Origin of the sequence: Cupriavidus sp. IK-TO18 (assembly GCF_015549295.1) — a bacterium.
Taxonomy (GTDB): domain Bacteria; phylum Pseudomonadota; class Gammaproteobacteria; order Burkholderiales; family Burkholderiaceae; genus Cupriavidus; species Cupriavidus oxalaticus_A.
Genome location: NZ_JADGMP010000034.1, coordinates 37,318 through 48,157 on the forward strand (window position 1 = coordinate 37,318; position 10,840 = coordinate 48,157).

A 10,840-nucleotide genomic window follows, 5' to 3' on the forward strand; every position below is an offset into this window, starting at 1 on the left:
GTATGAACGGATTGCAGGACACGGCCGAAGCCGTGCTGGCGCTGCGCGAGGTGCGCGGTTCCGATGCCGAGCTGCGGCACCTGTCGGCGCTGCTCGCCGCCATGGATGGCGAGCCACCGTTGTCGCTGGAGACGATGCGCGAGCGGTATGCGACCATGCGGCGCTATCCGGATTATCGTTGCTACATGATGGTGGGGGCTGACGGGATACCGCTTGGCACGTTCAGCCTGCTGGTGTTTCCTGTGATGGTTCATGATGGACGGCCCGAGGCGATCGTCGAAGCCGTCGTGGTCGCGCCGCATGCGCGCGGCATGGGCGTTGGCAAGGCGATGATGCGGGAGGCCATGCGGCTGGCGCGGGAGGCTGGGGCTGCGAAGCTGGCGTTGTCATCGAATGCGCGGAGGCTGCAGGCGCATCGGTTTTATCGGGGGCTTGGGTTTATTGAGCATGGGGTTAGTTTTAGTGTTGGGCTTTGAGGCGGGGCTGTCGCTGTTGGTGACATGGTGTCGCGCTTTGACGCTTAGGTGTCGCTGTTGATGACATGCTGTCGGCCGTTGAAGCTTAGGTGTCGCGGCTGGTGACATGCTGTCGGCCGTTGAAGCTTAGGTGTCGCGGCTGGTGACATGATGTCGGCCGTTGAAGCGCCTGGTTCCGCCCTGCTGGGCGGGTCACTTTTTGGCCGAGCGCCAAAAAGTAACCAAAAAACGCGTCGCCTGAGCGGCTGGCTATCAATTCATCGGCGTGGGTCGTTCGGGCGGTGGTGATTTCCGGCCGATGTGGGTAGTGGTTCGAACCTGCTACGCCAGGTGAGTTTGGGATAGTGGCTGCGTCGACCCACTATTGAACGATCCCCATGCCGGGCGTAGGCCGCCTGCTGCATGCCATATCGGTGGGACGCCTTCGGCTGCGCTATGCGCGGGCCCAAGGTGACAGAGCGGCCGATTTGGATTTGGTCACCAACAGCGCCCCTGCGAGCGCAGCGACGCAGGTCCGTGCCAGGGCACCTCCCCCGCGAGACTGAGCCGCGCGCAGCGCAGCCGTAGGCGATGATGCGATGCCGCAGGTAGCAGGCGGCCTACACCCGTCCTGGGGATGGTTCAAAAGTCGGGATTCGTCAGGCACCCACACTCACTCACCTGGCGTAGCAGGCGGGCATCGCGACCACGCTTCACTGAGACCAAAACCGCCCATATAGCCAGAAGCGCCAAATTGGCTTAGCCAGCCGCAGGCGACGCGCTTTTTGGTCACTTTTTGGCGCTCGGCCAAAAAGTGACCCGCCCAGCAGGGCGGAACCAGGCGGTTCAACGGCCGGCAGCATGTCACCAACTGCGACAACGACACATCAACGGCCGACAGCATGTCACCAATTGCGAGAGCGACGCATCAACACGCCAACAGCATGTCACCAACAGCGACCCCAGTCCCAAAACCCCTGCTAATCCCCCCCAACCCCCACCACCCGCGCCAAAACCTCCGCCGATGCCCCCAACGCCCCACTGTTATCAATCTCCACCAACGAACACCCATCCGGAACATCAAACGCCTGCCCCGCACGCACCAGCCGCCGCGCGATGGCGTCTTCTGACTCGCGCCCACGCTGACGCAGCCGCGCAGCCAGCACCTCTGGCTTGACCCGTACATGGATCGCGCAAAGCTTCGGATAGCGCGCCACCGCCTGCGGCAGGTACTCCCGCGATCCATTGACGATCACCGTCAGCCCTGCGGCGAGCCACTGCTCGATCTCGACGCCAATGCCATAGTGCAGCCCATGGCTGTGCCAGTTCAGCGCCAGGCACCCAAGCGCCTGGCGGCGCCGGAACTCATCGGGACTAAGGGCCACCGACGCTTCGTTGGCATCGGCCTCGCGCGTGATATAGCGATGCGCCACCACGACGCGATCCTCTGGACCCAAGCGCTCGCGCAGCGCGCGCAGCAGCGAATCCTTGCCGCTGCCGGACGGCCCCATTACGTAGAACAGGCCACTGCCGTCAGTCTTGATTCCCGTATTCATGCGTCCAGGTACGCCGCACCGGCGCCATCATCGATACCGCCATCGAAGCCATAGTGGCGCCCGACGATAAAGGCGTCGCCCGCCTGCGGCTGCACGAACACACTGATGCCATCGACATGCAGCGGCGTTTCCAGCAGCTTGCCGCTATCCGCCGACAGCCGTGCCAGCGCGGCGGCCTCGCTGGCGGCATCGAGCATGCCCGTCAGCGTGATGTGGAAGACAAAGGTCTCGAACACATACGGATAGCCCCACGCATCGAGCATCTTGCGCTGTGCCGCGCTCAGCTGCTCCGGCACGCGTCGGGCCAGTTCGGCCGGGGCCGGCGGCGCCCGGAAGCGCTCGAATGCCACCACGCTGGCATCGGCCAACGCCTGCATCGGCGGCGACGCTTCGGCCAGGCACCATGCGACAAAGCCCCGCAGCGAGCGCAACGCCAGCGGCGTGTCGAACGCTGCGCGGCCGCGCGCAAAAGCACGGGCGGCGGCGTCGAGCTGCGCGGCGTCGGTGCCCTCGGCAAGCCGGAACGGCGGCTTCAGCGTGGCATGCAGGCCATAGTGGGCCGGCGCCCGCACCCACTCGGACGGCGGCGCTGTGAAGCCGGGCGGCATGGGCGCGGCGGCGCCGGAATCGGCATTGCGGCCGAGCCACTGGCTGCCGAAGGTACGGAACGGCTCGCCCGGCGCCAGGTAGATCGCGTAACGGTGTGCGTGCATGGTCATGCCGCCAGTGTGCCGGCGTCGGCAAGATCGACCAGCGGCGGCATCGCTGCGGCATGCTTCAGTTCGCCATTGACGATGGTGGCGCAGACGCGCGGCGCGCCGGGCTGCCGGTCGTCGACCAGGATCGCGTCGGCACGCAGGCCCGCGGCGAGCGTGCCGCGGTCGCGCAGTCCGGCGGCGCGCGCAGGGTTGCGCGACACGAGGTGCCACGCACACTGCAATTCGAGCACGCACAGTTGCGCCAGGCGCAGCGCCGCCTGCAGCGGCGCCGGGTAGTAATAGTCGGAAGCGAGCACCGTGCACAGGCCGGCGGCGACCATCTCGGTCGCGTTGGGTGCGCCGGTGTGGCTGGTGCCGCGCACCACGTTGGGCGCGCCGAACACGATGTCGTCGCCCAGCTGGCGCGCCAGCGTGGCGGCGTCGACGGTCAGCGGAAACTCGGCGATACGGCAGCCGCGGCTGTGGTAGTGCTGGCGCGTGGCCACGTCCGGGTCGTCATGCGAAGCCACCGGCAGCCCTGCCGCGCGCGCCGCGGCGATCAGGCGCGCCATCGCCTCCGGCACTTCCTGCGCATTGGCGCTGGCCGCACGCAGGCGCCGGCGGAAGGTCTCGACGTCGCACTCGGCGCGTTCGGCGTATTGGCGCAGCTTGCCTTCGTCGGCCATGCGGCGCGCCATCATCGGCAAGTGGTCGTTGATGGCGAGCAGACCAATGCGCCTGTCGGCGATCCAGGCCAGCGCCGTATCGATGCCGGCGAGGTGGAATGCCTCGAAGCGCAGATGCACCTTGTGCTCGGCGCCCAGCACGGGGCGTAGCTGCGCGAGCGCTTCGAACATGCGCAGCGCATATGCTTCGCCGCGCAGCCCGCCCTCCCATGACAGGGTCACCCCATGGAACTCGGTGGTGATGCCGTTTGCCAGCAGCTGGCGGTCCACGTCGAGCAGCGCACCCGCGTAAGGGAAACTGACGCCCGGTCGCGGCATGACCGCGCGCTCGAAAGCGTCGCCATGGATATCGACGATGCCAGGCAGCACCAGCAGGTCGCCCGCGTCGATCCATAAGCCGGATGCAGGCGCATGCTGGACCACCGTGCCATCGCGCCAGCCTAGTGTAGCCGGCCCCAGGCCCGCTGCACCGAGCACGCGGCGCCCCGTGATGCCGCTCAGTTGCGGCGCTTGGGTTGGAATGATCGTATGCATGGACGGGACGTTAGCGCCGGCAAATGACAAGCAGATGTCTAGACCAATGCGCGCGGCGTCCGGGCAACGTCAGTCGGTGTCCGAAACCGTCAGCTGCACCCAATCCCCGGCAAAGCGCGTCACGCTGTACTGCACCGGCGCGCCGTCGATATCGACGTTGAGCGCCTCCACCTGCAGCACCGGGCGCGTCTTGGGCTGGTTCAGCAGCCGTGCCACCGGGGCGCTCGGCATCGCGGCGGTAATGCGCGACCACTTGCGGGTGTAGTCCGCGATGCCGAACTGCGCGAGCGCGCGCGACACCGATTGCTGCGCGCGCAACACCTCGTCGATGCCGGGGAAGCGCTTCGGATCGAAATAGTGCTCGGCAACGTCGATGGTGCGGGCCTCGGCCCGCCCGAGCATCTGCACGTGCAGCACCGTCGCAGTACGCGCCAGGCCCAGGTGGCGTGCGATCTCCGGCGCGCGCAGCTCCTGGCAGCCGATGATCTCCGTATGCCCGCGCATGCCCTGCGCGGCCAGGTTCTGCGAAAAGCGCGTGCGCCGGCCGATCGCATAGTCGATCGCATGCTCCTGCACGAAGGTGCCGCGGCCCTGCTCGATGCGCACCAGTCCGCTCAGCTCCAGCTCACCCATGGCGCGCCGGATGGTGTGCCGGTTCACGGCGAATCGTGTCGCCAGCTCCGGCTCCGGCGGCAGCTGCTCGCCGGGCTGGTACAGCTTGTTGCGAATGTCCTCCGCCAGCGCCTCGCCGATCTGGCGCCACACCGCCACGCCGGAACCCCGTTCTACTTCCCGATCAGACATCCTGCCCTCTTGTCATCAAGCGTTCATTGTTGCCATGCGATTGTGCCCGAGTTACTCCGGCATGGCACGGAGTCCGACTAATGCCGGGCAGCGTCACGAAACGTTCATCTGCCTGTGGTCTAGTAGCGGCGTGTTCACGTTGTGACATCTAAACGTATAGACGTATAGGGGTGATGATGCAAAGCGAAACCGCCGGTCCGGCAACGACCGATGCGAACCCGGCCCGCGCTGCGTGGCTGCGGGTATTGGCGATGGCGCCAACCGAGGCGCTCGACGCGGCCTATGCCCGGCTGGGCCAGGCAGCGGCCCTGCCCGCGTGGCGCCTGCTGCGCAAGCCGGAGTCCGGCATGGCGATGGTGCGCGCGCGTGCCGGCGGCACCGGAGCGCAGTTCAACCTCGGCGAAATCACGGTCACGCGCTGCGCGGTCGTGCTGGATGACGACGGTGCCGGCGGCACCGTAGGCGTTGCCTATGTACAGGGCCGCAGCACGCAACACGCGCAGCAGGCGGCGGTGCTGGACGCGCTGCTGCAGCGGCCGGCCTGGCACCAGCGCGTGCACGACGCGGTGCTGGCGCCGCTGGCCGACGCCCATGCCGCACGCGCGGCCCGGCAGGCCGCTACCGCCGCGCAAACACGCGTGGAGTTCTTCACCATGGTCCGGGGAGAGGACTGACATGATTTCAACCCAACCCATGCTGTCCGCCGCCACTTCGCTGGTGCCGGGCTTCGACAACCCGGTCGACGACGCCCAGCAGGTGTTCCGCGCCACGCTGCATGCCTTTGCCCATCCCGGACAAGTCCAGTCCCTGCCGGCGACCACCGGCCTGCCCGAGGGCCTGTCGCCGGCGCTCGCCGCGCTGCTGCTGACACTGGCCGATCCCGACACCCCGGTGTGGCTGCCGGCGGGCGTTCCCCTCGCCGCACGCGCATTCCTGCGCTTCCATTGCGGCTGCCCGCTGACCGACGACCTCCGCGCCGCCACCTTCGTGTGCGTGCCCGCCGGCCACGCCATGCCGGCGCTGGCGGACTGCACGCAGGGCGAGTCCGCGTTCCCGGACCGTTCGGCCACGCTGCTGGTGGAAGTCGCCTCGCTCGACGACGGCGACCTCTTCACGCTGCGCGGCCCCGGTATCGAACACACGCAAGCACTGCGCGTAGCCGGCCTGCCGGCCGGCTTCCGCGGCGCCTGGCGCGCCAACAACGCCGGCTTTCCGCTCGGCGTCGACCTGCTGCTCGCCAGCGGCGACCGGTTCTGCGCGCTGACGCGCACCACGCAGATGGAGGCCTGACATGTATGTAGCCGTCAAGGGTGGCGAACGCGCCATCCTGAATTCCTACCAGATGCTCGACGCCTACCGCCGCGGCGACACGGCGTTGCCCGAGCTGACGCTGGCGCAGATCCGCGAGCAGATGCCGCTGGCCGTGTCGCGCGTGATGGCCGAGGGCTCGCTGTACGACCCGCAGCTGGCCGCGCTGGCGCTGAAGCAGGCCGCCGGCGACCAGATCGAAGCGGTGTTCCTGCTGCGCGCGTACCGGACCACGCTGGCGCGTTTCGGCTATACCGTGCCGGTCGATACCGGCGCGATGCGCCTGCAGCGCCGGATTTCATCGACCTTCAAGGACGTGCCCGGCGGGCAGGTCCTCGGGCCGACCTACGACTACACGCAGCGCCTGCTGGACTTTTCGCTCGAAGCCGGCCGCGATCCCGCACCGCTGCCGCCTTCGGCCGAGCTGCTGCCCGCCAGCATGCCGCGCGTGACCGGGCTGCTCGAGGCGGAACAACTGGTCGAAGCCGACGAGATCCCCGCCGGCGACCCCCCCCCGCCCGACCTGACGCGCGAGCCGCTGACCTTCCCCGCCAGCCGCGCCGCGCGCCTGCAGAACCTGGCGCGCGCCGATGAAGGCTTCCTGCTGTCGATGGGCTATTCGACGCAGCGTGGCTACGGCAACTCGCACCCGTTCGCCGCAGAAATCCGCTACGGCACCGCCGAGGTCGAGTTGTTCGTCGAAGAACTCGGCTTCGCCGTGACGATCGGCGAAATCGAGCTGACCGAATGCCAGATGGTCAGCCAGTTCACCGGCAACGCCGACGAAGCGCCGCGCTTCACGCGCGGCTACGGGCTGGTGTTCGGCTACAACGAGCGCAAGGCCATGTCGATGGCACTGACCGACCGCGCGATGCGCGCCGCCGAACTCGGCGAGGCCGCCGACGCCCCGGCCAACGATATCGAATTCATGCTGTACCACAGCGACAACGTCGAGGCCTCCGGCTTCGTGCAGCACCTGAAGCTGCCGCACTACGTGGACTTCCAGGCCAACCTGGAACTGCTGCGCCGCCTGCGCGCCGAGCAGGAAGGCACGGACGCCGCCGCGCAGGCCGAACCGCAAGCCACGCAAGCCGCGCACCCCGAACCGCATCCCCAGCCCCAGCCGCAAGAGGAGACGCTGGCATGACCGCCGCGAACGCATCCGCCGCCACGGGCATCGCCCGCGACGAGCACTACAACTTCGGTTACCTCGACGAATCGACCAAGCGCATGCTGCGCCGCGCTCTGCTCAAGGCCGTGGCGATCCCCGGCTACCAGGTCCCGTTCGGCAGCCGCGAAATGCCGCTGCCCTATGGCTGGGGCACGGGCGGCATCCAGGTCACCGCGGCCATCATCGGCAAGCCCGACATGCTCAAGGTGATCGACCAGGGTTCGGACGACACCACCAACGCCATCAATATCCGCCGCTTCTTCGGCCGCGTGACCGGCGTGCAGACCACCGAGCGTACCGCCGAGGCGACCATCATCCAGACCCGCCACCGCATTCCGGAAACGCCGCTGCGCGCGGGCCAGACCATGGTGTTCCAGGTGCCGATCCCCGAGCCGCTGCGCTGGCTGGAGCCGAGCGAGACCGAGACCCGCACCATGCACGCGCTGTCGGAGTATGGTGCGATGCACGTGAAGCTCTATGAAGACATTGCCCATCACGGGCATATCGCCACCACCTACGACTATCCCGTGATCGTCAACCAGCGCTACATGATGCGGCCGTCGCCGATTCCCAAGTTCGACAATCCCAAGCTCGACCGCAGCCCCGCGCTGATGCTGTTCGGCGCCGGGCGCGAGAAGCGCGTCTATGCCGTGCCGCCGTATACCTCGGTAAAGAGCCTGGATTTCGCCGACCATCCCTTCACGGTCGAGAAATGGACGAGCTGCTGCGCGCAATGCGGCGCCACCGACAGCTACCTGGACGAGATCGTCACCGACGATGCGGGCACGCGCATGTTCGTCTGCTCCGACACCGAGTACTGCGCCGACCGCCAGGCGGAACAGGCAGTCACGCAAGCCGCGGGAGGTGCACGATGAGCACGACCCCGCTGCTGTCGGTGCGCAACCTGACGCGCACCTGGGACGGCCTGCATGGCTGCCATGACGTCAGCTTCGACCTCTATCCCGGCGAAGTGCTGTGCGTGGTCGGCGAATCCGGCTCCGGCAAGAGCACGCTGCTGCAGGCCTTGTCGATGCAGGCGCCGCCGCAGCGCGGCAGCGTCAGCTATGACATGCGCGAATGCGGCCTGACCGACCTGGCCACGCTGTCGAGCGCACGCATGCGGCTGCTGGCACGCACCGACTGGGGCTTCGTGCGCCAGCATGCCCGCGACGGCCTGCGCATGCAGGTCAGCGCCGGCGCCAATATCGCCGAGCGCCTGATGGCCGTGGGCGAGCGCCACTACGGCAACCTGCGCGAAGTCGCCGGCAGCTGGCTGGAGAAAATGGAGATCGACCTGGCCCGACTCGACGACGTCCCCGGCACGTTCTCGGGCGGCATGCAGCAGCGCCTGCAGATCGCGCGCAACCTGGTCACGCATCCGCGGCTGGTGTTCATGGACGAGCCCACCGCGTCGCTCGATGTCTCGGTGCAGGCGCGCCTGCTCGACCTGTTGCGCCGGCTGGTCTCCGACCTTGGCCTGGCCGCCGTGCTGGTCACGCACGACCTCGCCGTCGCGCGCCTGCTGGCGCACCGCACGCTGGTGATGCAGGGCGGACGCGTGGTCGAGCAAGGCCTGACCGACCAGATCCTCGACGATCCGCAGCATCCCTACACGCAGCTGCTGGTCTCTTCCATCCTGCAAGGCTGACGACGATGCAAGCAGACAATGCACAGAAGCTGGTCGAGGTCCGCGGCCTCGGCAAGATGTTTACGCTGCACAACCAGGGCGGCATCCGCCTGCCGGTGCTGAACGCGATCGACTTCGACGCCGCGCGCGGCGAATGCCTGGTGCTGTCGGGTCCGTCCGGCACCGGCAAGAGCACGCTGCTGCGCTGCCTCTACGGCAACTACCTCGCCACCGAAGGCAGCATCCGCCTGCGCGACACCAGCGCCGACGGCGAACCGTGGGTCGAACTGAACCACGCCCCCGAACAGCGCGTGCTGAAGCTGCGCCGCGACGTGATCGGCTATGTCAGCCAGTTCCTGCGCGCGATCCCGCGCGTGTCGGCGCTGGACGTGGTGGCCGATCCGCTGCAGCAGCGCGGCACCAGCCATGAAGAAGCGCGCGCCCGCGCCGAGGTGCTGCTGGCACGGCTCAACCTGCCGCGCCGGCTGTGGGACCTGCCTCCTGCCACGTTCTCCGGCGGCGAGCAGCAGCGCGTCAACATCGCCCGCGGCCTGATCGGCGGGCACCCGATCCTGCTGCTCGACGAGCCGACCGCGTCGCTCGACGCCGACAACCGCGCGGTCGTGGTCGAACTGATCCGCGAGGCACTGGCCGACGGCCGCGCGCTGATCGGCATCTTCCACGACGAGGCGGTACGCGACGCCGTGGCCACGCGCCTGCTGCCGCTGCAGCCCGCCACCGCCCTCGCCCCCAACTGCCAGTAACTGTCCAGAACAACGGAGCCGGACATGACCGCGACCTACCTGACGCACGCCACCCTGGTACTGCCCGACCGCGTGCTGCACGACAGCGCGCTGCTGATCGAGGACGGCCATATCGCCGCCATCGAACCGGGCGCCGCGCCTGCAAATGCCGACGTGATCGACCTGCGCGGCCACACCGTGATGCCCGGGCTGATCGACGTGCATTGCGATGCCATCGAGAAAGAGGTGGAACCGCGCGCCAACGTGCTGTTCCCGCTGGATTTCGCCGTGGCGCAGGTCGACCGCCGCAATGCCGCGGCCGGCATCACCACGCCGTACCATGCGCTTTCCTTTGCCGGCAACCACTTCGGCGTGCGCAACGTCGACACCGCGGCCACGCTGGTGCGCGCCGTTGCGGCGTTCCGCGGCGATAGCCTGGTCGACAACCGCATCCATTGCCGCTATGAAGTGACCGATTCCAGCGCCGTGCCCGTACTGGAACTGCTGATGGCCGAGGGCGTAGTCGACCTGCTGTCGGTGATGGACCACTCGCCGGGCCAGGGCCAGTTCAAGACGCTGGACGCTTACCTCGCCTACATGATGGGCAACCACGGCATGACCCGCGAGGAAGCCGCCGACGCCGCCGACAAGAAGGCCGCCGCGCTGGACGGCGCGCATGAACGCGTCAACCGGCTGGTGGCTCAGGCGCACCGCCTCGGCATCCCGACCGCCAGCCATGACGACGATTCGCCGCAGCGCATCGCCGCCATGCAGGCGCTGGGCGTGCGCATGAGCGAGTTCCCGATCAACCTGGAGACCGCGCAAGCCGCGTGCGCACAGGCACTGCCGACCATCCTGGGCGCACCCAACGTGCTGCGCGGCAAGAGCCAGAGCGGCTCGATGCGCGCGATCGACGCCATCCATGCCGGCGTCGGCACCATCCTGTGCTCGGACTACCAGCCGTCAACGCTGATCGCCGCGGCCTATGCCGCCGCCCGGCAGGCCGAGCTGCCGCTGAACGAAGCGCTGGCCTTCGTGACGGCGAACCCCGCGGAAGCCTGCCTGCTGCGTGACCGTGGCCGGCTGGCGCCAGGGCTGCGCGCCGACGTGATCGCCGTGGCCAGCGTGGCCGGCCAGCCGATGGTCACCCATACATGGTCTGGGGGGCGCATGGTGTTCGCGGCGGGGTACCGTGGCGGCCAGCCCGAGGCTACGGGTACGTCCCGGCGGCCGCAAATCCACGCGCTGGCCTGACCAT

The 10,840-nt window shown here is 68.3% G+C and carries 12 protein-coding genes; 8 read left to right on the top strand and 4 right to left on the bottom strand.

Annotated features, from left to right (window positions below):
• The first annotated feature begins 2 nt into the window (after window positions 1-2).
• Complete coding sequence (locus IPF36_RS26400) at window positions 3-476, top strand: GNAT family N-acetyltransferase (RefSeq protein WP_135705096.1); 474 nt, start codon at window positions 3-5, stop codon at window positions 474-476.
• Window positions 477-1,435: 959 nt separating this feature from the next.
• Here the strand turns inward: IPF36_RS26400 and phnN are convergent.
• The 4 genes from phnN to phnF form a co-directional block, all read right to left on the bottom strand.
• Window positions 1,436-2,011, bottom strand: coding sequence for a phosphonate metabolism protein/1,5-bisphosphokinase (PRPP-forming) PhnN (gene phnN / locus IPF36_RS26405; protein WP_135705095.1), 576 nt, complete (start codon window positions 2,009-2,011; stop codon window positions 1,436-1,438).
• A complete protein-coding gene (locus IPF36_RS26410) occupies window positions 2,008-2,730 on the bottom strand; it encodes a DUF1045 domain-containing protein (protein WP_135705094.1) in 723 nt (240 codons plus the stop codon). Before IPF36_RS26410 ends, phnN begins: the two co-directional genes overlap by 4 nt.
• On the bottom strand, window positions 2,727-3,929 hold the full coding sequence (locus IPF36_RS26415) for an alpha-D-ribose 1-methylphosphonate 5-triphosphate diphosphatase (protein WP_135705093.1): 1,203 nt from the start codon (window positions 3,927-3,929) through the stop codon (window positions 2,727-2,729). Before IPF36_RS26415 ends, IPF36_RS26410 begins: the two co-directional genes overlap by 4 nt.
• 69 nt (window positions 3,930-3,998) lie before the next feature.
• Window positions 3,999-4,733, bottom strand: a complete 735-nt coding sequence (gene phnF, locus IPF36_RS26420) for a phosphonate metabolism transcriptional regulator PhnF (protein WP_135705092.1) — start codon at window positions 4,731-4,733, stop codon at window positions 3,999-4,001.
• A gap of 173 nt (window positions 4,734-4,906) precedes the next feature.
• Between phnF and phnG the strand changes: the two genes are divergently transcribed.
• Genes phnG through IPF36_RS26455 form a run of 7 tightly spaced genes read left to right on the top strand, consistent with a single transcriptional unit; the run spans window position 4,907 to window position 10,836 of the window.
• The gene (phnG, locus tag IPF36_RS26425) at window positions 4,907-5,407 is read left to right on the top strand and encodes a phosphonate C-P lyase system protein PhnG (protein WP_135705091.1); all 501 of its coding nucleotides are present in this window, start codon (window positions 4,907-4,909) and stop codon (window positions 5,405-5,407) included.
• A 1-nt stretch (window position 5,408) separates the two neighbouring features.
• Complete coding sequence (gene phnH / locus IPF36_RS26430) at window positions 5,409-6,023, top strand: phosphonate C-P lyase system protein PhnH (protein ID WP_135705090.1); 615 nt, start codon at window positions 5,409-5,411, stop codon at window positions 6,021-6,023.
• A 1-nt stretch (window position 6,024) separates the two neighbouring features.
• Window positions 6,025-7,188, top strand: a complete 1,164-nt coding sequence (locus tag IPF36_RS26435; RefSeq protein WP_135705089.1) for a carbon-phosphorus lyase complex subunit PhnI — start codon at window positions 6,025-6,027, stop codon at window positions 7,186-7,188.
• Window positions 7,185-8,087, top strand: coding sequence for an alpha-D-ribose 1-methylphosphonate 5-phosphate C-P-lyase PhnJ (locus IPF36_RS26440; RefSeq protein WP_135705088.1), 903 nt, complete (start codon window positions 7,185-7,187; stop codon window positions 8,085-8,087). The genes IPF36_RS26435 and IPF36_RS26440 overlap by 4 nt, the downstream gene beginning before the upstream one ends.
• A complete protein-coding gene (gene phnK, locus IPF36_RS26445) occupies window positions 8,084-8,860 on the top strand; it encodes a phosphonate C-P lyase system protein PhnK (RefSeq protein ID WP_133098234.1) in 777 nt (258 codons plus the stop codon). The genes IPF36_RS26440 and phnK overlap by 4 nt, the downstream gene beginning before the upstream one ends.
• 5 nt (window positions 8,861-8,865) lie before the next feature.
• On the top strand, window positions 8,866-9,603 hold the full coding sequence (gene phnL / locus IPF36_RS26450) for a phosphonate C-P lyase system protein PhnL (RefSeq protein ID WP_135705087.1): 738 nt from the start codon (window positions 8,866-8,868) through the stop codon (window positions 9,601-9,603).
• A gap of 24 nt (window positions 9,604-9,627) precedes the next feature.
• On the top strand, window positions 9,628-10,836 hold the full coding sequence (locus IPF36_RS26455; RefSeq protein WP_135705086.1) for an alpha-D-ribose 1-methylphosphonate 5-triphosphate diphosphatase: 1,209 nt from the start codon (window positions 9,628-9,630) through the stop codon (window positions 10,834-10,836).
• Window positions 10,837-10,840 lie beyond the last annotated feature (4 nt).

Excerpts from the sequence above, each read along its gene's own strand:
- IPF36_RS26400 (WP_135705096.1), top strand. The coding sequence starts at position 3 with ATGAACGGATTGCAGGACACGGCCGAAGCCGTGCTGGCGCTGCGCGAG.
- phnN (WP_135705095.1), bottom strand. The coding sequence starts at position 2,011 with ATGAATACGGGAATCAAGACTGACGGCAGTGGCCTGTTCTACGTAATG.
- IPF36_RS26410 (WP_135705094.1), bottom strand. The coding sequence starts at position 2,730 with ATGACCATGCACGCACACCGTTACGCGATCTACCTGGCGCCGGGCGAG.
- IPF36_RS26415 (WP_135705093.1), bottom strand. The coding sequence starts at position 3,929 with ATGCATACGATCATTCCAACCCAAGCGCCGCAACTGAGCGGCATCACG.
- phnF (WP_135705092.1), bottom strand. The coding sequence starts at position 4,733 with ATGTCTGATCGGGAAGTAGAACGGGGTTCCGGCGTGGCGGTGTGGCGC.
- phnG (WP_135705091.1), top strand. The coding sequence starts at position 4,907 with ATGATGCAAAGCGAAACCGCCGGTCCGGCAACGACCGATGCGAACCCG.
- phnH (WP_135705090.1), top strand. The coding sequence starts at position 5,409 with ATGATTTCAACCCAACCCATGCTGTCCGCCGCCACTTCGCTGGTGCCG.
- IPF36_RS26435 (WP_135705089.1), top strand. The coding sequence starts at position 6,025 with ATGTATGTAGCCGTCAAGGGTGGCGAACGCGCCATCCTGAATTCCTAC.
- IPF36_RS26440 (WP_135705088.1), top strand. The coding sequence starts at position 7,185 with ATGACCGCCGCGAACGCATCCGCCGCCACGGGCATCGCCCGCGACGAG.
- phnK (WP_133098234.1), top strand. The coding sequence starts at position 8,084 with ATGAGCACGACCCCGCTGCTGTCGGTGCGCAACCTGACGCGCACCTGG.
- phnL (WP_135705087.1), top strand. The coding sequence starts at position 8,866 with ATGCAAGCAGACAATGCACAGAAGCTGGTCGAGGTCCGCGGCCTCGGC.
- IPF36_RS26455 (WP_135705086.1), top strand. The coding sequence starts at position 9,628 with ATGACCGCGACCTACCTGACGCACGCCACCCTGGTACTGCCCGACCGC.